Origin of the sequence: Jidongwangia harbinensis (assembly GCF_020216025.1) — a bacterium.
GTDB lineage: Bacteria > Actinomycetota > Actinomycetes > Mycobacteriales > Micromonosporaceae > Actinoplanes > Actinoplanes harbinensis.
The window spans coordinates 1-22,525 of the sequence record NZ_JAIWNC010000065.1 but is presented as its reverse complement, the minus strand read 5'-3'; the positions used below and the strand labels follow the sequence as shown (position 1 = coordinate 22,525).

18 protein-coding genes and 1 pseudogene are annotated in these 22,525 nt (G+C 71.3%); 11 read left to right on the top strand and 8 right to left on the bottom strand.

Going from position 1 to position 22,525, the window contains the following annotated elements; genetic code table 11:
* Positions 1-2 precede the first annotated feature (2 nt).
* The gene (locus LDL48_RS41775) at positions 3-707 is read right to left on the bottom strand and encodes a DedA family protein (RefSeq protein ID WP_225260744.1); all 705 of its coding nucleotides are present in this window, start codon (positions 705-707) and stop codon (positions 3-5) included.
* 475 nt (positions 708-1,182) lie between these two features.
* Between LDL48_RS41775 and LDL48_RS41770 the strand changes: the two genes are divergently transcribed.
* Entirely contained in the window at positions 1,183-2,352 is a 1,170-nt protein-coding gene (locus tag LDL48_RS41770; protein WP_225260742.1) for a serine hydrolase domain-containing protein, read from the top strand.
* 69 nt (positions 2,353-2,421) lie between these two features.
* Here the strand turns inward: LDL48_RS41770 and LDL48_RS41765 are convergent, their stop codons facing one another.
* Entirely contained in the window at positions 2,422-4,167 is a 1,746-nt protein-coding gene (locus tag LDL48_RS41765; protein WP_225260741.1) for an acetyl/propionyl/methylcrotonyl-CoA carboxylase subunit alpha, read from the bottom strand.
* A 67-nt stretch (positions 4,168-4,234) separates the two neighbouring features.
* Here LDL48_RS41765 and LDL48_RS41760 point away from each other — a divergent pair, with 67 nt between their 5' ends.
* From LDL48_RS41760 to LDL48_RS41750, 3 genes are all read left to right on the top strand, one after another.
* The gene (locus LDL48_RS41760) at positions 4,235-4,798 is read left to right on the top strand and encodes a PadR family transcriptional regulator (protein WP_308016559.1); all 564 of its coding nucleotides are present in this window, start codon (positions 4,235-4,237) and stop codon (positions 4,796-4,798) included.
* Positions 4,799-4,859: 61 nt separating this feature from the next.
* Positions 4,860-5,816: an ATP-binding cassette domain-containing protein gene (locus LDL48_RS41755; protein ID WP_225260740.1), complete on the top strand. Its 957-nt coding sequence runs from the start codon at positions 4,860-4,862 to the stop codon at positions 5,814-5,816.
* A gap of 3 nt (positions 5,817-5,819) precedes the next feature.
* Complete coding sequence (locus LDL48_RS41750; protein WP_225260739.1) at positions 5,820-6,575, top strand: ABC transporter permease; 756 nt, start codon at positions 5,820-5,822, stop codon at positions 6,573-6,575.
* A gap of 3 nt (positions 6,576-6,578) precedes the next feature.
* Here LDL48_RS41750 and LDL48_RS41745 read toward each other — a convergent pair whose 3' ends face one another.
* The 5 genes from LDL48_RS41745 to LDL48_RS41725 form a co-directional block, all read right to left on the bottom strand.
* Positions 6,579-7,238 (bottom strand): O-methyltransferase, encoded by a 660-nt coding sequence (locus LDL48_RS41745; RefSeq protein WP_225260738.1) that lies wholly within the window; start codon positions 7,236-7,238, stop codon positions 6,579-6,581.
* Positions 7,239-7,248: 10 nt separating this feature from the next.
* Complete coding sequence (locus LDL48_RS41740; protein ID WP_225260737.1) at positions 7,249-7,863, bottom strand: Maf family protein; 615 nt, start codon at positions 7,861-7,863, stop codon at positions 7,249-7,251.
* An 85-nt stretch (positions 7,864-7,948) separates the two neighbouring features.
* A complete protein-coding gene (mycP, locus tag LDL48_RS45305) occupies positions 7,949-9,067 on the bottom strand; it encodes a type VII secretion-associated serine protease mycosin (protein ID WP_225260736.1) in 1,119 nt (372 codons plus the stop codon).
* A gap of 1,339 nt (positions 9,068-10,406) precedes the next feature.
* On the bottom strand, positions 10,407-10,841 hold the full coding sequence (locus LDL48_RS41730; RefSeq protein ID WP_225260734.1) for a hypothetical protein: 435 nt from the start codon (positions 10,839-10,841) through the stop codon (positions 10,407-10,409).
* Positions 10,842-10,973: 132 nt separating this feature from the next.
* Positions 10,974-11,171: an acyl-CoA carboxylase subunit epsilon gene (locus tag LDL48_RS41725; protein WP_225260733.1), complete on the bottom strand. Its 198-nt coding sequence runs from the start codon at positions 11,169-11,171 to the stop codon at positions 10,974-10,976.
* Positions 11,172-11,272: 101 nt separating this feature from the next.
* Here LDL48_RS41725 and LDL48_RS41720 point away from each other — a divergent pair.
* The 4 genes and pseudogenes from LDL48_RS41720 to LDL48_RS41710 all read left to right on the top strand — a co-directional run.
* Positions 11,273-12,532: pseudogene (locus tag LDL48_RS41720) on the top strand (serine/threonine-protein kinase); the annotation flags it as partial.
* Between the two features lie 159 nt (positions 12,533-12,691).
* Complete coding sequence (locus LDL48_RS45470; protein ID WP_504786607.1) at positions 12,692-15,925, top strand: serine/threonine kinase C-terminal domain-containing protein; 3,234 nt, start codon at positions 12,692-12,694, stop codon at positions 15,923-15,925.
* 28 nt (positions 15,926-15,953) lie between these two features.
* A complete protein-coding gene (locus LDL48_RS41715; protein ID WP_225260732.1) occupies positions 15,954-16,226 on the top strand; it encodes a hypothetical protein in 273 nt (90 codons plus the stop codon).
* A 23-nt stretch (positions 16,227-16,249) separates the two neighbouring features.
* On the top strand, positions 16,250-16,990 hold the full coding sequence (locus LDL48_RS41710) for a M50 family metallopeptidase (protein WP_225260731.1): 741 nt from the start codon (positions 16,250-16,252) through the stop codon (positions 16,988-16,990).
* Between the two features lie 6 nt (positions 16,991-16,996).
* On the opposite strand, the gene LDL48_RS41705 is transcribed toward LDL48_RS41710, so the two are convergent.
* A complete protein-coding gene (locus LDL48_RS41705; protein ID WP_225260753.1) occupies positions 16,997-18,580 on the bottom strand; it encodes an acyl-CoA carboxylase subunit beta in 1,584 nt (527 codons plus the stop codon).
* A gap of 107 nt (positions 18,581-18,687) precedes the next feature.
* Here LDL48_RS41705 and LDL48_RS41700 point away from each other — a divergent pair, with 107 nt between their 5' ends.
* From LDL48_RS41700 to LDL48_RS41690, 3 genes are read left to right on the top strand one after another with little or no spacing between them, the layout of a single operon-like run.
* The gene (locus tag LDL48_RS41700) at positions 18,688-20,907 is read left to right on the top strand and encodes a hypothetical protein (protein WP_225260730.1); all 2,220 of its coding nucleotides are present in this window, start codon (positions 18,688-18,690) and stop codon (positions 20,905-20,907) included.
* A 27-nt stretch (positions 20,908-20,934) separates the two neighbouring features.
* Positions 20,935-21,789: a biotin--[acetyl-CoA-carboxylase] ligase gene (locus LDL48_RS41695; protein WP_225260729.1), complete on the top strand. Its 855-nt coding sequence runs from the start codon at positions 20,935-20,937 to the stop codon at positions 21,787-21,789.
* 4 nt (positions 21,790-21,793) lie between these two features.
* A complete protein-coding gene (locus LDL48_RS41690; protein ID WP_225260728.1) occupies positions 21,794-22,396 on the top strand; it encodes a PH domain-containing protein in 603 nt (200 codons plus the stop codon).
* Positions 22,397-22,525 lie beyond the last annotated feature (129 nt).

The following is a 22,525-nucleotide window of genomic DNA, read 5'->3' as shown; positions in this document are numbered from 1 at the left end:
GGTCAGTGGTGTACGCGGGCCGGTGTCTCCGTGGCGGAACCCGGCTCGGTGGAGTCGTGGGTGCCCTTGCGGCCGCCGAACAGGGCCAGGATCCAGCCCGCGGTGCCGAAGATGACCGCGGCGGTGGCGGCGATGGCGAACAGCCGCCACGCCGACTGGGTCACCGCGGTGCCGCCGATGTGCCCCACCAGGCCGCCGTACGTCGCCCAGGCCAGGGCGGCGCCGCCGTCGTACGCCACGAAGAATTTGATCGGGTAGCTGGACCGCCCGGCGTGGTAGCCGGCCGCCATCCGCCCGCCCGGCACGAACCGGCAGAGCAACAGCACCAGCGGGCCCGGCCGGCGCAGGCCGCGGGTGGCGCGGGCGGCGGCGCGGCGGGTCCGCGACGTGGTCGGCAGGCCGTCCTCGTGCTTGGGCGCGAAGCGGCTGCGTAACGCGGCCAGGCGGACGCCGAGCCAGTGATTGTTGCCCGATTGTCCGGCGGTGCGACCCAGAACGAACGCGATCGAGTCGCCGGCGAACATCCCCAGCGCGCCGACCGCGATGACCAGCGGCAGGCTCAGGTTGCCATACACGGTGAGTGCACCTGAGGTGATCATGATGGCCTGGATCGGCACCACCGGGACCATCGCGTCGATCGCGAGGAAGCCGAAAATAGCAAGGTACGCCCAGGCCGGTGTTGCCATCATGGTCAACAGGTCGGTCATCGGACGGCCACCTCGAAGCTGGGAGAAGTCATCACATTCTGTAGGGGTGGCCCTGAGAATGCGCTGAGATCAGGATGCGCCTTGATCGGGGCCCTCGGGCGGTGATGCCGGACACGCTACGGACTGGTGGCAAATGCGCAGCCGGTTTCCCGACCGAATCTGTTCAGTCTGACGCATGTGCGTGATCTCGGCAGCCCCGTTTTGCCCGGCCGCCGGTGCGGCCCTCCGGTGGAGCGGCGTACCGTGGGGGCTGCCCGAAACACCGGGTCCCCCGTTCCTGGTGTGTCGGTGCCGGGCCGTCGGTAGGTCCCGTACCGGCGGCCCGATCTACGGCCCCTCCCCACGAGTCGGCAATCCGACCGTGGTGGCGCAGGCACTACCCCGTGACGGCAGCTCCCTGGATCGATCGCGCGCCCGTTCGGGTCGAGGCTGAACATCGCAAACGACCCGAACCGCACGGTGCAAGGAGCGACTCATGTCCCCACGCCTGTCCACCACCCGCCCCTCCCGGCGCCGACGTGCCGCGACGAGTGTGGCCGTCCTCGCCACACTGGGCGGTTTCGCGCTGAGTGGTGCCCTGACCGCCGCCCCCTCGCATGCCGCGAAGCCGCGCGACGCGGTACAGCGCGACCTCGACGGACTGATCGCGAGCGGTGTCCCCGGCGCGCTCGCGCACGTCCGCGCCGCCGACGGCACCGGCCGGGACTACACGGCCGGCGTGGCCGAACGGAACACCACCAGGAAGGTCCCCGTCGACGGTCAGGTCCGGATCGGCAGCGGCACCAAGCCGTTCGTCGCGGTGGTCACGCTGCAACTGGTCGGCGAGGGCAAGGTCAAGCTGGACAGCCCGGTCGAGACGTACCTGCCGAACCTGGTCCGCGGCGACGGCATCGACGGCCGGAAGATCACCGTGCGGCAGCTGCTGCAGCACACCAGTGGTCTGCCCAACTACACCGACGCCATGGTGCTGGACTTCCCCAAGTACCACCACCGGTACCTCGAGCCCCGGGAACTGCTGGATCTCGCGTTCACGCAGAAGGGCGCCCCGGCGGGCGGGGAGTGGAGCTACAGCAACACCAACTACATCCTGGCCGGTCTGATCATCCAGAAGGTCACCGGCCGTCCCCTGGCCGAGCAGATCGACAAGCGGATCGTCCAGCCCCTCGGCCTGCGTGACACCTACTTCCCCGGGGTCGGGGAGCAGAAGATCCGGGGGCGTCACCCGCACGGATACTTCCGCGGCGTCGAGGAGGGCGCGCCCTGGACCGACGTCACCGTGATGGACCCGTCCTGGGGCTGGGCGGCCGGCCAGATGATCTCCACGCCGAGTGAGGTCGCCCGGTTCTACACCGCGCTGCTGCGCGGCAAGCTGCTCAGGCCCGCCGAGCTCAAGCAGATGCGTACGACGGTCCCGGCGGGCTCCCCGGCCCCCGGCGTGACCGCGAGCTACGGCCTTGGCATCTTCCGCACCGAACTGGCGTGCGGCCGGGTCTCGTGGGGGCACGGCGGCACCATCCACGGGTTCGTCAGCCGGGTCGGCTTCCTCGACGACGGCCGCGGCATGGTCCTGGTCGTCAACGAGCTGGACGCCCTGGGTGACCGGTCCCCACTGGACACCACGGTGAACGCTTCCCTGTGCCGGTAGGGGCCGGCGCGTAACGACGTTGGTGTGCCACTGGAGCGCTCCAGTGGCACACCAACGTCGTCGTCCGGATCACTCGATGACGCAGATCGGGGCGCCCGGCGTGACCGTGGCACCGACCTCGATCGACAATCCCGAGACCGTGCCGGAGCGGTGCGCCGGCAACGGCTGCTCCATCTTCATCGCCTCGATCACCACGATCACGTCGCCCTCTGCCACCTCGTCGCCGTTCTGCACGGCGACCTTCACGACCGTGCCCTGCATCGGGGCGGTGAGGGCGGCGGCGTCACCGGCCGGCGTGGCGGTGTGGCCGGTACCGGTGCGGCGCGGGACCGGCCGGTGCTGGGCGGTCCGCGTACCGGAAAGGGTGCCGGCGGGGAGGGTGACCTCGAGGCGCTTGCCGCCCACCTCGACCACGACGGTCTCGCGCCCGGCGGTGTCGGCGCCGGCCGGCGCCGGCGCCTGGAACGGGGCGACGCCGCCGGTCCACTCGGTCTCGATCCAGCGGGTGTGCACGGTGAACGTGTCGGCGAACGCCGGGTCGCGCACCACCAGCCGGTGGAACGGCAGCACCGTGGCGATGCCCTCGACCACGGTTTCGTCCAGCGCCCGGCGGGACCGGGCGAGCGCCTCCTCGCGGGTGGCGCCGGTGACGATGATCTTCGCGAGCAGGGAGTCGAAGTTGCCGCCGACGACGCTGCCGGACTCGACGCCCGGGTCGACCCGCACGCCGGGGCCGGTGGGCCAGGTCAGGGCCGTGACCGTGCCGGGCGCGGGCAGGAAGTTGCGGCCCGGGTCCTCGCCGTTGAGGCGGAACTCGATGGCGTGCCCGCGCGGTGCCGGATCCTCGGTGTGCTCCAGCGGCTCCCCGGCCGCGATCCGGAACTGGGCCCGGACCAGGTCGATGCCGGCGGTCTCCTCGCTCACCGGGTGCTCCACCTGCAGGCGCGTGTTCACCTCCAGGAAGGAGATGGTGCCGTCCTGACCGACCAGGTATTCCACGGTGCCGGCGCCGTGGTAGCCGGCCTCCCGGCAGATGGCCTTGGCGCTGGTGTGGATCTGCGCGCGCTGCTCGTCGGTGAGGAACGGCGCGGGGGCCTCCTCCACCAGTTTCTGGTGGCGGCGCTGCAGCGAGCAGTCGCGCGTGCCGACCACCACGACGTTGCCGTGCGTGTCCGCGAGGACCTGGGCCTCGACGTGCCGGGGACGGTCGAGGTAGCGCTCGACGAAGCACTCGCCGCGCCCGAACGCCGCGACCGCCTCGCGGGTGGCGGACTCGAACAGCGCCGGGATCTCCTCGATCGTGCGGGCCACCTTCAGTCCGCGGCCACCTCCGCCGAACGCCGCCTTGATCGCCACGGGCAGGCCGTGCTGCCGGGCGAACGCGACGATCTCGTCGGCGTCCGCCACCGGGTCGGGTGTCCCCGGAACCAGCGGCGCGCCCGCGCGCTGCGCGATGTGCCGGGCGGTCACCTTGTCGCCCAGATCGCGGATGGCGGCCGGGGTGGGACCGATCCAGGTCAACCCCGCGTCCAGTACGGCCTGCGCGAAGTCGGCGTTCTCGGAGAGGAAGCCGTAGCCGGGGTGCACCGCGTCGGCGCCACTGCGCGCGGCGACGTCGAGGAGCTTGTCGATGCGGAGATAGGTGTCCGCGGCGGTCTCGCCGCCCAGCGCGTAGGACTCGTCGGCCAGCCGCGCGTGCGGGGCGTCCCGGTCGGCGTCGGCGTAGACGGCGACGCTGGCCAGACCCGCATCCGAGCAGGCGCGAATGACCCGGGCGGCGATCTCGCCACGGTTCGCGATCAATACCTTGCGCACAGGCAGAGCTTAGGTGACCCACCGGCGCTCCGCGCGTGCAGTCAAGTTTGGCTATTACGCTGAGCGGGTGTCCGCAACTCGCATGATGATTCTCGGCGTGGTCCAGTGGATGCAGCCGGTGCACGGCTACGACGTGCGCCGCGAGCTGCTGAACTGGGACGCCGACAAGTGGGCGAACGTGAAGCCCGGCTCGATCTACCACGCCCTGCGCAAGCTCACCGAGGAGGAACTGCTGCGCGAGGTGGCGACCGAGCAGGTGGGCGCCCGGCCGGCCCGGACCACGTACGAGATCACGGCGAAGGGCGCGGAGGAGTTCATGACCCTGCTGCGCGGCAACTGGTGGCACCTGTCCACCCCGCCGGACCCGTTCATGGCCGCCTTCTCGTTCCTGCCGGTGCTGCCCCGCCCGGAGGCGTCGGCCGCGTTGCGGAGCCGGGCCGCGCAGCTCCAGGCCGGTGTGGAGCGGCTGCGGGAGGCGCAGAAGGCGGACTGGTTCCAGACGAAGCCGACGTTCGTGTCCTGGATGTGGGAGCTGACCATCGAACGCTCCGAGGCGGAGATCCGCTGGTGCGAGCGGACCGCGGCGCGGATCGAGTCGGACGAGCCCTACCTGCCGACGGATGACGCATAATCAAGTTTGACTAGTCGACGTTGACGGCCATAGGCTGCCCCCTGACAATTTGGGGGAATTCATGATCGAAACGAGGGGCCTGCGCAAGTCCTTCACGTCCCGGCAGGGACGGGAGAAAAAGGTGGTCGACGCCGTCCGGGGCGTCGACCTGGACGTGGCCGAGGGCGAGATCTTCGGCTTCCTCGGACCGAACGGGGCCGGCAAGACCACCACGCTGCGGATGCTCGCCACGCTGATCGAGCCGGACGGCGGCTCCGCCACCGTGGCGGGTGCCGACCTGCTCAAGGACCCCGGCGAGGTGCGCCGCCGGATCGGGTACGTTGCTCAGGGCGGCAGCACCTGGGACGACTCCACCGCCCGCGAGGAACTGGTGCTGCAGACCCGGCTCTACGGCGTACGCAAGTCCGAAGCCCTGTCCCGCGCGCAGCGCGTCCTGGACGGCTTCCAGCTCAGCGAGTACGCGGACCGCAAGTGCAAGACCTACTCCGGCGGCCAGCGGCGCCGCGTCGACATCGCACTCGGCATCATCCACGAACCCAGCGTGGTGTTCCTCGACGAGCCCACCACCGGTCTCGACCCGCAGAGCCGCGCACACATGTGGGACGAGATCCGCCGCCTGCGAACCGAAGGCATGACGGTCTTCATCACCACCCACTACCTGGAGGAGGCCGACGCGCTCTGCGACCGCCTCTCCATCATGGACAACGGCGAGATCGTCGCGTCCGGCACACCCGCCGCCCTGAAGCGGGAGATCTCCGGCGACGTGGTGCGGGTCGGCCTGCCGGCCGGTGCCGCGGCGACCGCCGCGGAGGTACTGGACACCGCGTCGTTCGTGAACAAACTGGAGACCCACGACGACGGGGTACGGCTGTACGTCGACGACGGCGCCACCGCCATCCCGCTGATCCTGCGCGCCCTCGACGCCGGCGACGTGCCACTCGGCACGATCGAACTGCACCGGCCGAGCCTGGACGACGTGTTCCTGACCAAGACCGGCCGATCGCTGCGGGAGGACTGAACCATGAAACTGCTGCGCGACACCGGACTGATCTTCGAACGCCAGATGCAGCTCCTGCTCCGCAACCCGGTCTGGATCTTCGTCGGCGTGTTCCAGCCGGTGATGTACCTGCTGCTGTTCGCGCCGCTGCTGAAGCCGGCGCTGCAGGTCAACTCCAACGCCGAGGCGTACGAGATCTTCGTGCCCGGCCTGCTGGTCCTGCTCGCCATCTTCGGCGGACTGTTCCAGGGCTTCGGCCTGATCGCCGAACTCCGGGCCGGCGTGATCGAACGGTCCCGGGTCACCCCGGTCAGCCGCCTCGCGCTGCTGCTCGGCCGGTCCCTGCGCGACGTGGTGTCCCTGATCGCCCAGGCGGTCATCATCACGCTGCTGGCCCTGCTGTTCGACCTGCGCGTGTTCATCGGCTACCTGCTGCTGGCGTACCTCATGCTGGCCCTCATCTCCCTGATGACGTCGGCCGTCTCCTACGGCGTGGCGCTGCGGGTGAAGAGCGAGGACGCGCTGGCGCCGCTGATGAACACGGTGGCCCAGCCGGTGCTGCTGCTCTCCGGCATCCTGCTCCCGCTGACGTTCGCCCCCGGCTGGCTGCAGGGCGTCGCCGACTGGAACCCGTTCTCCTGGGCGGTCGACGGCACCCGGGCGCTGTTCCGCGGCGACCTCGGCTCGCCCGACGTCTGGCAGGGACTGGTCATCATGGCCGTGCTGGCCGTGCTCGCGGTGGTGTGGGCGGCACGCGAGTTCGCCCGCAGCGTGCGCTGAGCGTCAGCCCGCCAACTTGCGGGCCATGGTGAGGCCGTCGGCGATCGGGAGGATCACCAACTCCACCCGGTCGTCGGCGAGCGCCACGTCGTTGAACGCGGCCACCGCCTGGTCGCTCCCGCCCTGCGGGTCGAGCACCCGCCCGGACCACAGCACGTTGTCGACCAGGAGCAGACCACCCGGCCGGACCCGCGGGACCAGCTCCTGCCAGTAGGTGACGTACCCCTCCTTGTCGGCGTCGATGAACGCCAGATCCAGGTGCGGCTCGGCGGGCAACTCGGCCAGCCGATCCGCGGCCGGCCCGATCCGCAACTCGATCCGGTCGTCCACACCGGCCCGCTTCCAGTAGCGGCGCGCCACATCGGTGAACTGCTCCGACACGTCGAAGCAGGTGAGCCGCCCACCGTCGGCCAGCCCCCGGGCGATGGACAGCGACGACAGTCCGGTGAACGTGCCCACCTCGACGGCCCGGCGTACCCCCATCACACTGGTCAGAAGCCGCAGGAACGCGGCCTGTTCCGGCCCCACCTGCATGGTCGCGTTGCCCGGCAGCGCCGCCCTGGTCTCCGCGATCAACTCGGCCACCACCGCATCCGGCGGCGTGCTGTGCGCAAGCAGGTAGGTGTGCAGTTCCGGCGTCAACGTCAACGGCTCGAAGGACATGAGCCAGACTCTAGTCGCGCCACAACTGCGTGATGGACACATCCAGCTGAGCCAGCAACCGCCGCAACAACGGCAACGACAACCCGACCACGTTGCCCGCGTCCCCCTCGATGCGCTCCACGAACGCCCCGCCCCGCCCGTCGATGGTGAACGCGCCGGCGACCCGCAACGGCTCCCCGCTGGCCACGTACGCCTCGATCTCCTCATCCGAGATGTCGGAGAAGTGCACGACGGTGGTGCCCACCTCCTCGGCCTGCCGCCCACTGACCAGGTCGGTAAGGTGATGCCCGGTGTGCAGCACACCGGACCGGCCGCGCATGGCCTGCCACCGCTTCACCGCCTCCGCCGCGTCCGCCGGCTTGCCGAGAACGTCCCCGTCGAACGCCAGCACCGAATCACACCCCAACACGAACACCCCCGGATCGGCCTGCATGCGCGCGGCCACGGTGCGCGCCTTCATGCGCGCCAGGGCAAGGCTCAGGGTGTACGCGTCCTCCGCCTCCACCACGGACTCGTCGACGCCACTGACGAGCACGTCGACGTCGATGCCGGCGGACGTGAGCAACGCCCGGCGAGCGGGGCTGGCCGAGGCGAGAACCAAGCGGTACGAGATTTCGGTCTGCACGAGAATTCACGCTACAAGCCCGGGCGGCGCTTTCGGTGCCGGGCGCAGTGTGTCTCGGCGGCGTTTGTCGCGCTAGGAGGATGCGCTAGGCGGATCGGCGCCGTCTGATCAGGAAGAACGCTACTAGTCCGGTGGTCGCCAGTGCGCCGATGATGCCGCCGGCCAGGAGGGGGGTGTTGGCGGGGTCGGGCTCCGGGTTGGGCGTCGGGGGTGCTGCCTGGGGTGATGTGGGGGTGGTTGTCGGGGGTGTGGGGGAGGTTGCTGGTTGGGGGGTGGTGGGGGCGGTTAGGGCGGCGACGATGTTGAGGAGGCCGTAGCCGCATTGGTTGTCGCGGCCGGGTTTGCCTATGTCGGTTGCGGTGGAGGTTAGGCGAGCGATGACTTGTTGGGCGGTTAGGGTGGGGAATTTGGCGCGGACGAGGGCGGCAGCCCCCGAAACGATTGCCGTGGCTTGAGAGGTACCACTACCTATCGAATACTTACCCCCGGGTTTTGCCCCCTCGATGTCGACCCCAGGTGCGCAAATCTGTACATTCCTGCCGGGCTTGGTAAACGGAGCGGCTTTGCGGTTCCGGCCAGCCGCGCCGACTGAAAGAACGCCTGGCATTTCGGCCGGATATGCAGCGACGACGTCCTGTCCCTTGTTGCCGGAGGCGGCTATGACAAGCACGTCGCTTGCCTGAGTGCTTTTGATTGCCGCCTGCAATGCAAGGCTAGGTGAAACGGCTTTAGAGAAGTTGATAATCTTTGCGCCGTGTGTGGTGGCCCACTCGATGGCTTCAGCGGACCGGATACTATTTCCGCGTCCTTCAGCGTCGGAGTCGCGAACAGGTAATATCTTCGCGGCGGGAGCAATGCCAGCCACGCCGGACTCATTAGACCGTCCGTGGGCAGCAATTAGACTCGCCATCACAGTGCCGTGGCCGTTCGGATCGCCTCTGCCCGTATCCAAGCGACTTGGCAGGACTGACCCGCCGTTCAGAAGGTTGCGATGTAGATCTGGGTGAGAATCTACCCCGCTGTCGACGACTGCAACCACGACGCCTTGTCCAGTTGAGAGGCGATTCGCCTCGTTGACCCTCAATTCGCTCAGATGCCATTGGTCCTCGCGAACATCGTCAGCTCTGGCTGGGCCGGTTGTTAAGGCGTTGATGATGATCGTTGCAAGTGCTAAGCCGACCAACCTAGACCTTTCGGGCCACACTAGCGGAGGCCAATCGCCGGGCCAGGATCAATAGGCTGGTCGGCTAGCGGAACGAGCACGGGTGACACGCCCTTAGCGGTTTCCCAAGGGTTGTCTGGGTCCCATCGTGCCGAGCTTGGCGAATCCTCAACCCGTTCTAAGCTACGTCCCGGCGTTCCACCCAAGGGTTGGCTAGTGGTGCCTGCGAGTCGACCAGTAGCTCCGGGTCGACCTCCAGCGCTAGGGCCAATGACTCCACCGACAGGGTTCACCTGAGTTGGTTGTCTGCCGCTAGTACCTGGCTGACCGAGACTCCTGCCCGGCATTCCCCCGATTACACCACCAGGCGGCATTGGGCGCGCCGTACCGTTAGGTGACCCAAACACTCCATCAGTGGGTGTGCCGATCGCGATTCCACGCCCTCTTCCGCCGGTCGGTGTAGTCGGACCGCCTGTATTTACCGGCGTAGGTAGCGGTGGCGACGGGGGAGGAATATTTGTGGGGGAGGGGCCGATCGTCACCGGCGGGTTTGGGTTGGTTGTCGGAGGCGGCGTCGGTGCGATGGGGGATGGTTCGACACCGCCGAGGATCAGGCCGGGGACACGGGGAGATGGCTGTGTCGTAGACAGGGGCGGTTGGGTGAGGCCACCCTGACTGCCGCCCGAAGTTGCCGTATGGGACGCGGGCGTCCCCGGATCGAACGCGACAACTGGAGGAATGGGCGGGGGCGCGTAGCTACTCTCGGGGCGATTGCTGTCTTCGCCGAAGCGTCCGTGTGTCGGGTCGTACGGCGCGGGCTTTGTGATTTGAGTTCGCGCCTGCGTGATCTCTGTGCTCAGGCCGTACATGATGCTCCGTGCCTGGGCTTCCAACTGGATCTGGCGACTGTCGGGCACCGGTGGCTTCGGCTCTGGCCCTCGCTGTAGCCCGCCCTTCGGTCGCTGGGCCTGCTCCTGGGCGAACGTCTGCAGCTTGCCCTCATTTGCCAGGTACTCGTTCACGACCGTCTTGAGCTTGGTGCGTGCCGCGCTGATGGCGGAGGTCGCGCTGCTGAAGGCGCTGTGGTTGGCGACTGCGGCGTCGTACGTCTGCTGCAAGTGGTCGATCAGGACGTCCAGCCGGGCGAGGTATGCGGCCGCCGCCGGGCTCTTCTCCGGTGGCCACGCCGTTGCGAGGTTCTCTCGGTAGTTCTTGACCTGGGACATGTGCTGGAGGGTCAGCTCGTACGACTTGCGCCAGCCGCTCAGTAGCTGCCAGTGCGGGGTGGTGTCCTGGTTGGCGATGGCGAGCCACATGTCGATGACCGACGCGGCGGACCAGTTCGTGCCGGCGTAGCCTCCGCCGCCTCCTGCGTCCAGCATCAGACGTCGCCTCCGGGCTGGTCGTTGCCGCCGGGTGCCGGAGTCGCCACCTGGAAGGCGTTCTCGACGTCGCGGACCCGGGCGTGGGAGAAGGCGTCGGCGCCGTCGTACTCGGCGCTGATGGTCTGTGCCGCCGTGGCGAAACGGTTGGTGCCGTTGGCGAAGTTGTAGACGTTCGTCTGGGTGGTGTCCTGGGCGGCCTGGTGGGCGGTCATGAAGTCGACCAGCTCGGGGAAGGTGGCCGCCGGCGGGGGTAGCTCGGTCAGCATCGCGTCGGTCACGCCCGTCATGTGCGGGACGTAGTTGTTCTGTACGTCCTCGGCCAGCCTCTTCGCGAACTCCTCCATCGCGGCGATGTCCGCCTCGATGGTGCCGAAGTCGGTGTAGCCGTAGTCGCGCAGCCACGCGGGACCGCGATCCTCTTCAGGAAGCACCCTGCTCCTCCCTCGAACAGACCGACGTGAATTTCCCACAACGAAATCCATCGAGAGAGTAGTCCGTTCCCCCGCCCCGTTCGACCCCGTCACGTGCTCCTGTGGACAGTCGCAACCCGACCGAGATACAGGTCAGCGGGGGAGGCCCGAGTCCCGCCAGGAGGTGGCGCCGTGGGTGGGGAGGGCGCTGCGGGTCCAGGCGGTGCGGGAATTTTCCGGTGCTGGTTCAGTGGTGTTGATCGATCGGCTGGCCAGCGCGCCGAGCAGGGCTGCGACCTCTTCTGCGGTCGGCGCGCCGCGGAGGACTCTGACCAGCGGTTCTTCGTCCATCGACGTAGCGTACGACGTCTTGGGATGCGGGCGGTGACACGCGTCCCACAGACTGCTGATCAATTAGCTGTCGCTCGACATGACCGGGTATTTTCTGCGTGATGTCTACTTCCCCGCCGCTCATTGTTGCTGACCGTTACCGGCTCGTGGCGCCGCTCGGTCAGGGCGGGATGGGTCGTGTCTGGCGGGCGAAGGACGTGGTCCTGCACCGCGACGTCGCGATCAAGGAGTTGGTCCCGCCGCCCGGGCTGACGCCCGAGGAGCGCCAGGAGATGCGGGAGCGCTCCCTGCGCGAGGCGCGCGCCATCGCGCGCCTGAACAACATCAACGTGGTACGCGTCTTCGACGTGCTGCGTACGGACGCGGACCCGTGGATCGTCATGGAGTACGTGCCGTCACGGTCCCTCCAGGACGTGCTGGCCAGCGACGGCCCGTTCCCGCCGGTGCGGGCCGCCGAGATCGGGCTGGGCGTGCTGAACGCGCTGCGCGCCGCGCATCGGGCCGGCGTGGTGCACCGGGACGTCAAGCCGGGCAACGTGCTGATCGGTGCGGACGGACGGGTGGTACTGACGGACTTCGGCCTGGCCACGGTGCCCGGTGACCCGAACGTCACCCGTACCGGCCTGGTGTTGGGTTCTCCCGCCTACATCGCCCCGGAGCGCGCGCGGGACGGCACCGCCGGACCCGGCGCCGACCTGTGGTCGCTCGGCGCGACGCTGTACGCGGCGGTCGAGGGCGCATCGCCGTTCGCGCGGCCGTCGGCCATTGCCACGCTCGCGGCGCTGGCCACCGAGAACCCGCCGCCGGCCCGCAACGCCGGCCCGCTGAAGCCAGTGCTCAACGGCCTGCTCCGCAAGGACCCGGCGCACCGCATCAACGCCGAAGAGGCGGAGCGGCTGCTTCTGCGCGCCACCGGCCGCCGGGCGAAGCTCACCTTCCCGATGAGCCCGACGATGCGCCGCCCCGGTGTCGGCCGGGAACGTCCGTCGCTGCCCCCGGTCGTACCCGGTTCGCCGGTCGCCACCGGGTCCGCTCCGGTCGTACCCGGTCCGCGTCCGCCCATCTCCCGTGGCCGTCCGCCGGTCGTGCCGCCGGCCGGTCGTCCGCCGGTCGTACCGCCCGCCGCGGCCTCCGGCGGTGCCCGCCCGCCGGTCGTACCGCCTGCTGCGGCGTCCGGTGGTGCCCGCCCGCCCGCGGCGCCCACCGAAGGCCGCCCGCCGGTCTTCGTGCCCGGAAAAGCGTCGGTCGGTCGCCCGGCCGACCCGCCGCGGCGCCCCGACAGCCCACCACCCCTGGACGCCACCCGGGTCGACACGCCGCCGGTCCGCGATCGAGGACCCCACATTCCGGGTACGCCTGCAGCGTCCCCGCAGGCACCCGGCCGGCCCTCGACGGAGCCGGCGGCGGAGGGCACGCACGGCGCGCTGTCCCGCGGAACCCGCGGCGCGTACGGCACCATCTCAGCCGCGGAGATCGCCGCCCACCGCCGCCGCGCCGGAGGCGTCCCGAACCCGCCGGAAATGTCAGCGGCCGCCCCGGTGGTGGACCGTCCCGCCGGAACGCCGCCCGTGCCTCCCGCCTCGGCGGAGACCGGACGGATCGCCGTGCCGACGGATCGCCCGGGGCGTGGCGACGCGCCGACCCCCGGAGGTCGCACCGGTCGGGTCTCCGGGCGGTCCGGTGTCGTCGTACCGCCCGGCGGTCCGCGGCGCACGACCGAAGAGCCGGTCACTGAGGTACGGCAGACCGCGCCGGACGTGGCGGAGAAATCCGCGGGCGAGGGGAAGCGGGCTGGGGCCGTTCCGTCGTCGGCAGGTTCCGCGGGACGTTCGGCGGCAGATGCCAGCACAAGCGACACGTCCGACACGACCGGCCGGTCTGGAGTCGGCGGCAAGGCCGGTACGGATGGCAAGGCTGCTGCGGGCGACCAGGCTGCAACCGATGGCAGGGCCGGTACGGATGGCAAGGCCGCTGCGGGCGGCGAGGGTGCCGCGGATGCCAAGGTCGTAGCGGACGGCACGGTCGCAGCGGACGGCAAGGTTGGAGCAGACGGCAAGGTTGGAGCAGACGGGAAGGTCGGAGCAGACGGCAAGGCCGCCGCGAGTGACGCGGTAAGCGCTACCAAGGCGGCGAGGGCTGAGGCAGCGGCAGACGCTGCGACGAAGGCGAACGCGAACGCGGACACGCCGACGAAGGCGAACGCCAACGCTGCGACCGAGGCAGACGCTGCGACGAAGGCAGATGCTGCGACGAAGGCGAACGCGAGTGCTGCGACCGAGGCTGGCGCGAGTGCTGCGAGCGAGGCGGCCGCTGCCACGAAGGCGGGCGCTGGCGCTGCGGTGAGCGCTGCCAGTGAGACGACGGGCACGGCGGTCGATGCGGCGAGCACTGCCGCCGAGGCGAGGTCCGATGCTGAGGCGAGCAGGCCCGGTGGGCCGAGCGAGGCGTCCGGGTCACGCGCTGAGCCGGGCGCATCGAACGCGGGCGCGACCGCCGAGGAGAGCACCACGGTCGCTCGGCCGAGCGCAGCAACCTCGTCCGAGGTCGGCGCTGCTGCGGCCGAGGGTGCGGCCAACAAGGTGACCTCCACGGAGGTTGCGGGGAGTCCGGTTGACGGCGCTGGCCAGGGGGCGATCCCGGCCGGCGGCGCACGGAACGCGCCGACGACGGTCGGTGCTGCCCCGGCGGGCGACAGGACCGCGTCAGACGCTGCGCGCACGACGGAAGCCCTCGGCGCGGCGGACTCGTCGGAAGCCGACGTCGAGGCGAGGAGTGCAGCCGCTGCGGGCGGCGGCACCACGGCGGAGAGTTCACCGGAGGCCGACGGCGCGGCGGAGACAGCGACCCGGCCGGGCGCACCCGGGGTGGGGAGCAAGGCTGCGGAAGGCGACCCTTCCGAGGCGGAGCGGACCGCCGCAGCGGCTGGTGGCCCGATCGTCGAGACGGACGGTGGCGAGTCCGGGGCGTCCGCCAAGCCGGCCGCGGCGGGTAAGCCGACCGTCGGTGCCAGGGCAGGGGCGGGCAAGGGCCGGGCCAGCCGCAAGAAGGGCCGTGGGCGCACGGCGAAAGGCGCGGACGTTCTCGTCACCGGCCCGGTAACAGCCGGGAAGGTCGACGCCGCGCCCGGCGACTCCACGGTGGATTCGACTCCGAGCGGTCCGGCGGAAGGTTCCGCAGATGCCCCGGCCGGAGCGGCGGTGACACCGGCGCCGGACAAGACGGGCGACACGACGAAGGCTGATACCCGGGTCGAGTCTGCCGACGCGACGGGCTCTGACATCGGGACCGCGCCTGACGGCGCGGCGAGCGCCGAGACTCAGCTCGAGCGCGGCGACGCGGACGTTGACGCTCAGCGCGAGCGCGGCGACGCGGACGTTGACGCTCAGCGCGAGCGCGGCGACGCGGACGTTGACGCTCAGCGCGAGCCCGGCGACGCGGACGTTGACGCTCAGCGCGAGCCGGGCGACGCGGAAGCCGGCCCTCAGCGCAGGCCGGACGCTGCGGAGGCTGAAGCCCGGGTTACCCCCGGCGATGCGGTGACTGAAGCTCGGACCACCCGCGGCGATGCGGTGACTGAAGCTCGGACCACCCGCGGCGATGCGGTGACTGAAGCCCGGACCACCCGCGGCGATGCGGCGAGCACGGAGACCAGGATCGTGCCGCGCGGCGCGGAGGCGGAGGCGGAGACCAGGGTCGGGCCCGCCGTCGCGGCGATGGCCGACATCGATTCGGCGAAGCCGGGCAAGGCCGCCGCTGAGCGGGCGTCTGACGGCGCTGCCGGTGGCAAGACGCCCGGAGGGTCGGACCGGCACCCGGCCCGGAAGGCCGTCGACGCCGCGAAGGCGGTGGGGGCGCGGGCCGCCGCGGGGGTACGACGGGACGCCGCCCCGGTTCGGCCGGCGCCGCAGGCGGGCGCGGATGCGACCGTCGTGACCGGGGCCACCGGGTTCGGGACGAGCCGGCCGCCGTGGCAGCCGATGTCGATTCCGCCGCGGCCGGAGCGGTCGCGTGGTGTGACGGTGTTCGGGACGACGCTGACCCGGCGCCAGACAGTGATCGGGGCGGTGATCGTACTGGCGCTGGTTTTTGCCCTGGTTTTGGCCGTCTCGGCGGCGTTCGGCGACGATGGTGGCAGCGACGGTGACCGGACGGCGGCGGTGGGGCCGGCCGCGAGTGCTGCGCCGCAACCGGCTGCCTCGGCTCCGGCCGCTCCGGCTCCGGCTGCTTCGGCTCCGGCCGCGCCCGCTCCGACCGCGAAGCCGTCCCAGTCGGCTCCGCCGGCCAGCAGCGCACCGGCCGGCTTCAAGCTGCCGAACGGCTGGTCCATGTACAAGGACCGGACCGGCTTCTCGGTGCCGCTGCCGAAGGGCTGGGGCGTGCAGAAGCGCGTACGTAGCGAGGTCTGGTTCGAGGGACCCGGCAACGACGGCCGGCTGCTGATCGTCGATCAGACCGATCAGCCGAAATCCGACCCGGTGCAGGACTGGACCGAGCAGGAACCCGCAAAGCGGAGGGGCTACATCAACTACCAGAGGCTCAGCATCCGCGCGGTCGACTACTGGGACAAGGCCGCGGACTGGAACTTCACCCGGACCAGCAGCACCGGCAACCCGTTGCGAGTGGTCAAGCGCGGTTTTGTCACGGCCAAGGATCAGGCGTACAGCATCGGGTGGTCCACCTCGGCGGAGGACTGGGACGACAACCTGGACGAGCTTCAGGTGATGTACGACGGGTTCAAACCGGCCAAGAGCTGAGCGGTCGGCGGTTCGAATCGGCGCAATCATGAGTGAGCCGTCGGTGAACCGGGTAGTGATCGTGCACCACGGATGGAGGTGCACCATGAACTGCAGACGACATGGACGCAAGCCCACGCTCGCGTTGTGGATGCTCGTCGCCGTGGCCGATGTCGCCATTCTGATTGCGGCGGCAGGGCTGCTCACCGTACTTCTCGTGCTCGCCGGCCTGGCCACGGTCGCCGGTGCGGTCGCCGGCACGGTCATGCTGGCGCGGCGGGGCACGACGCGTACCGAAGCGGTGGTCCGCCGGCGCGCCTGACCTGATCGACTACGCTCCCGGGCGTGTCGATCGACGGTGTGACGAATCTCTGGGATGAACTCTTCGGGGCGCAACCCGACCCGCCCCGCCTGCTGGTGCTGCTCACGGCGCTGGTCGCGCTGGCGGTGGTGGCCGCCCGCCCGCTGTGGCGGATCGCGCGCAACGCCGTCACGATCGCCCACGAGGGTGGGCACGCGCTGGCCGCGCTGCTCACCGGGCGCAAGCTCCGCGGCATCCGGCTGGAGTTCGACACGTCCGGGCTCACCCTGTCGGCCGGACGGCCGACCGGCCCGGGGATGATGTTCACGCTGCTGGCCGGCTACATCGCGCCGTCGCTCGTCGGCCTGGCCGGCGCATGGATCCTGGGCGGCAACCGGATCACGCTGCTGCTGTGGCTGGCCGTGGTGCTGCTGCTGGTCATGCTGATCAACATCCGCAACCTGTTCGGCGTGGTGTCGCTGGTGGTGACCGGCGCGATCGTGTTCGGCGTGTCCTGGTACGCCTCGCCGCAGGTGCAGGCCGCGTTCGCCTACGCCGGAGTGTGGTTCCTGCTGATCGGCGGCGTGCGGCCGGTGGGTGAGCTGCAGAAGCTGCGGCGCCGCGGCCGGATGCCGGAGTCGGACGCGGACCAGCTGGCCCACATCACCGGGGTGCCGGCGCTGTTCTGGGTCGGCCTGTTCTACCTGGTCACGCTGGGTGCGCTGGTGATCGGTGCGTTCATGCTCGCGGGCCAGTGGCTGCCGGACGTCGGCACCGCGCCCTGAGCCGGATCACAGCGGGATGTTGCCGTGCTTCTTCGGCGGCAGGGTCTCCCGCTTGGTGCGCAGCGTGCGTAACGCCCGGGTCACCTGGGCACGGGTCGCCGACGGGGCGATCACCGCGTCCACGTAGCCGCGTTCCGCCGCGGTGTACGGGTTGGCGAGCGTGTCCTCGTACTCCTTGATCAGTTCGGTCCGCAACGCGGCCGGGTCGTCCGCGGCGGCCAGCTCACCGCGATACAGGATGTTCACCGCGCCCTGCGCGCCCATGACGGCGATCTGCGCGGTCGGCCAGGCGAAGTTCAGGTCGGCGCCGAGGTGCTTCGAGCCCATCACGTCATAGGCCCCGCCGTACGCCTTCCGGGTGATCACGGTGACCTTCGGGACGGTCGCTTCCGCGTACGCGTAGATCAGTTTGGCGCCGCGCCGGATGATGCCGTCCCATTCCTGGCCGGTGCCGGGCAGGAAGCCGGGCACGTCGACGAACGTGAGCACCGGAAGGTTGAACGCGTCGCAGGTGCGCACGAACCGCGCGGCCTTCTCGGATGCCGCGATGTCGAGCGTGCCGGCGAAGTGCATCGGCTGGTTGGCCACCACGCCCACCGGCCGGCCCTCGACCCGGCCGAAGCCGACCACGATGTTCTGCGCGTACAGCGGCTGGACCTCGAGGAAGTCCTCGACCACGGCATCGATCACCCGGTGCATGTCGTAGGGCTGGTTGGCCGAGTCCGGGATGAGGGCGTCGAGCGCCAGATCGGCCGCGCCGGGCTCCAGGTCGGTGGGCACGTCGAAGGCCACCGGTTCGTCCAGGTTGTTGCTCGGGAGGTACGACAGCAGGGCGCGCACGTAGTCGATCGCGTCGTCCTCGTCGCTCGCCAGGTAGTGCGCGTTGCCGCTGCGGGTGTTGTGGGTGCGCCCGCCGCCCAGCTCCTCCATGCCGACGTCCTCGCCGGTCACCGTGCGAATGACGTCCGGACCGGTGATGAACATGTGCGACGTCTGGTCGACCATCACGGTGAAGTCGGTGATCGCCGGGGAATACACCGCGCCGCCCGCGCATGGGCCCATGATCAGCGAGATCTGCGGGATGACGCCGCTCGCCCGGACGTTGCGGAAGAAGATGTCGGCGTAGAGCCCGAGCGCGACCACGCCCTCCTGGATGCGCGCGCCGCCGGAGTCGTTGATGCCGATGATCGGGCAGCCGATCTTCATGGCCAGGTCGAGCACCTTGACGATCTTCTCGCCGAACACCTCGCCCAGTGAGCCGCCGAACACCGTGAAGTCCTGCGAGAACACGCACACCTGACGGCCGTCGACGGTGCCGTGGCCGGTGACCACGCCGTCGCCGTAGGGCCGGTTGCGCTCCAGCCCGAAATTGGTGGAGCGGTGCCGGGCCAACTGGTCCAGCTCGACGAACGAGCCCTCGTCGAGCAGCATCGCGATGCGTTCCCGGGCCGTCTTCTTGCCGCGGGCATGCTGTTTCTCGACGGCCCGCGCGGAGCCGGCGTGGACCGCCTCGCCGGCGCGGCGCTCCAGGTCGGTGAGCTTGCCGGCGGTGGTGTGGATGTCGATCTGCGGCTCGGTGTCGTGCGGGATCGTCACGCCGCCGATGGTATCCGTGGACACCGACAGTTCCGGGCCGCACCGGCAGTGCGCCGGTACGGGTGCGTTTCGCACTCAATGCCCCATTCGTTACTACCCCCGTGACGAACTGGATGACCGCGGCCGGGATCGCCCTGATCGCCGGTGGCCTCGCCACGCTGATCGGCTTCCGGCACGCCCTCTGGGGCGGCAAAGGCAACCGGCGCCGGAACCGGCCGCAGCGGGCGATCGAGCCGACTCGCCGTGCCGTGCCCCCGGCCGCCCCGGTACGTCCGCACCGCACCGAGGTGCCTCAGCCGCGCGGCGCCCGGCGTCGCCGGTCCGGGGCACCGGTGGCCGGGGACGCGGCCGTGCAGAGCGGTGTCCGCGGGCACCGGGAGCAGGGCGGCGGCCACCGGGAACCGGACGGCGGCCTGGCGTCGCTGGGACTGGCGGACGAGGAACCGGTGCCCGGACCGGCAGGCGACGAGACGTCGGCCGATCCGCTGCCGGGCGTGGGCCCGGCCGGCGCGCAGAGGACAGGCCGGCGGTCCACGGTGGCCGGGCCGTCGAACCTGGAGCCGTCCGGTGCGGGCGAGGACCGGCTGCGTTCGGGTGCGGGCGAGGACCGGGCCCGTTCGGTTGCGGGCGGGACCGGGGCGCGGAACCGCCCGGACGTTCTGCGCGCGCAGATGCCTGAGCCCGTCGGCCGGATCGACGCGCCGGCGGAACGGTCGGACGAGGACCAGCGTTCCGGCCGGATTCTGCCGTCCGTCCGCCCGGCCGCCCCCACCCTCGGCGGGCGTGCCGAGCGGTCCGCGCTCGGCGCCGACCGTGAGCCGTCTGCTCCCGGCGTCCGCGGCACGCCGTCTGCTCTCGGCGGGGACCGCGAGCCTGGCCTCGGCGTCCGCGCCGGGGCGCCGGGGGCCCGGACGAGCAGCGAGACGCCGGCCGGCCCGGTGGACGACGACGAGCCGGGCATGTCGACGGCCGTGATGGTGACCCCGCCGCTGGCACCGGGGTCCGCGGCGCCGTCCCGGCGGATCGACCGCACCGGGGACCGGGTGGACGGCTGGGTGCGTCCCGAGTACCAGGATGAGCAACCGGTCAGCGGGGAGTACTGGACCCCGGTGCCGGAGCGCATCCACGCCGACGGGGGTTACGGCTGGCCGGTGCCGGTGGAGCGGCTGCCCGCGGTGCCGCCGCAGCCGCCGGCGTCCGGTTTCGACGCGGTGCCGGCGGACGAGCCGACCGCGCTGGTGCCGCCGTGGCCCCCGGCCACGCCGTCGGAGCGTTTCGAGTCGCCCCGCTCATGGCCGGTGACGAACGATGCCACGGCCGGGCGGCATGTGCCGGACCAGGTGCGGAAGGCGGGGGCGGAGCCGAACCCGGTCGACCGCGCCAAGGTCGCGCGCTGGGCGGAACGGGACCGGGACAGCGCGCCGCCCGCATGGCCGGCCCGCCCGGCCGGGGCGCATCCGCGATCGTTGTGGCCGCTCCGGTCCGACCCGGATCCGGTGGCCCGTGGGGCGTCCGGTCGGGATCCGGTGGTCGGCGGGGCGTCCGGTCGGGATCCGGTGGCCCGTGGGGCGTCCGGTCGGGATCCGGTGGTCGGCGGGGCGTCCGGTCGGGATCCGGTGGCCCGTGGGGCGTCCGGTCGGGATCCGGTGGTCGGCGGGGCGTCCGGTCCGGACTCGGTGGCCCGTGGGGCGTCCGGTCCGGATCCGGTGGCCCGTGGGGCGTCCGGTCCGGACCCGGTGGCCCGTGCGGCGGACGACCCGGACCCGGTGGCCCGCGTGGCGTTCGGCCAGGATCCGATGGCCCGGGTGGCGTTCGGCCCGGAGGTGCGGCCCGGCAACGACCGGGACCGGACGGGTGGCGGGACGCCGGCCGACACCGATCCGGTGGCCGCGGAGGTGCCGGTCGAGGCCGCCCAGAACCCGTTCGTCCGTACCACGATCCGGCCCGACGCGCGGCTGCGCCGGGCGTCGGACCCGGCAACCGGCACCGATCGGCGACCGGCCGAGCCGGTGATCCCGGACTGGACACCTACCCCGCCCGGCGGAGGTGCCGACCGCGAACGCGACGCCGAGCCGGTGTTCGGGCAGCCGGGCTGGAACCGGTCCGGGCCGCCGCGCACCCGGGTCAGTCCGGTGACCGAGTTCATCCCGGTGGCGGAGTCGACCCCGATGGTGCCGTCGCTGGACGCGATGACGGGCGAGACGGACGAGACGGACGAGGCCGAGCGTCCGCGGCGTCGCCCGCGACCGCGGCCCAGGCCGCAGTCGCCGGAGAACCGGAGCACGGTGTACGTCAGCAAGCACGCCGCCGAGCCGGGCTGACCGGGGCCGGCGTCGTAGGCTGGACCGATGCCCGCGTCGCCGTACACCGATCTGGAGCGGCCGCCGCTGTCCGCCCGCAACCTGGAGCGCGCGCTCCTCACCCCGGGTGGCCTGTGGCGGCGTCTCGACCTGCGCACCGAAACCGGTTCCACCAACGCCGACGCGGCCGACGCGGCCCGGGCCGGTGAGCCGGAAGGGCTGATCGTGGTGGCCGAGCAGCAGGTGGCGGGACGCGGTCGCCGGGACCGGCAGTGGGTGTCGCCGCCGCGGGCCGGGATCACGGTGAGCGTGCTGCTGCGGCCGGGCGTCGCCGACGTGGAGCGGGGCTGGGGTGCCGTACCCAGTCGGCATTTCGGGTGGTTGTCGCTGCTTGCCGGGGTGGCGTTGCTCGAGGCGGTACAGCGGGTGGCCGAGGTCGACGCGGCGCTGAAGTGGCCGAACGACCTGCTCGTGCAGGACGCCAAGTGTGCCGGCATCCTGGCCGAGGCGGCCGGTGACGCGGTGGTGCTGGGCATCGGCCTGAACGTCACCACCCGACCCGGTGAACTGCCGCCCACCACCGGTCTCCCGGCCACCTCGCTGCAGTTGGCGGGCGCCCGGAGCACGGACCGCGACCCGCTGCTGCGGGCCCTGCTGCGCGGCCTCGCCCGGTGGTACACGGGCTGGCGCGACGCGACCGGCGACGCCGAGATGTGCGGGCTGCTGGGCGCGTACCGGCGGGGGTGCGCGACGGTGGGCCGGACCGTGCGGGTGCACCTGCCCGCGGGGGCGGAACTGGTCGGCGAGGTCACCACGGTGGACGCCGACGGGCAGCTGGTGATCCGTTCGGCTGACGGCCGGGAGAACAGGATCTCGGCCGGGGACGTCGTGCACGTACGCTGACCGCGTGCCTTTCCCGGACGACGTCCTGACCGCGGAGGAGGACGTCGTCCTCCATCTGCACCCGCACGCGAAGACCGCCGTGCGCCCGATCCTGGTTCTGCTGGTCGCGCTGGCGGTGACCATCGTGGCCTGGGTGATGCTGCCGGTGAATTCCGGCGGGCGCATCGGCGTGCTGGTGGTGGGCGGGGTCAGCGGCTACTTCGCGCTGACCCGGGGCGTCTGGCCGCTGCTGGTCTGGCGGTGCACCCACTACGTCTTCACCGACGAGCGCATCCTGCTGCAGGACGGCGTGATCGCGCGGGAGCGCCGGGATCTGCCGCTGGCCCGGGTCAACGATCACGCGATGACCCAGTCGGTGCTGGACCGGCTGTTCGGGTGCGGCACGTTGAAGATCGACTCGATCGGCGACCAGGCGGCGGTGCTGACCTCGGTGCCGCACGTGCAGTACGTGCAGACCACGCTGTACGAGCTGATCGAGGCGGACCGGGACCGGCAGATCGAGGAGGAGGACGAGGACGACCCGGACGACCCGGACGAGTCGGACGCGGAGCCGGAGATTCCGGCGCCGCGCGGCCTGAGCCGGATTCTGCGCCGGGACCGCGGCTGACGCTAGTGCGTTGGCCGCGAACGTTCACCGGGTCTGACCCGTCAGGCTGCCTTGGTCCGGGGTCGCCCCCAGCGTTGCTGGCGTTCGCTGCGGACTCGGGCTCGTTCGCGGCGTTGCGCGGCCAGCACG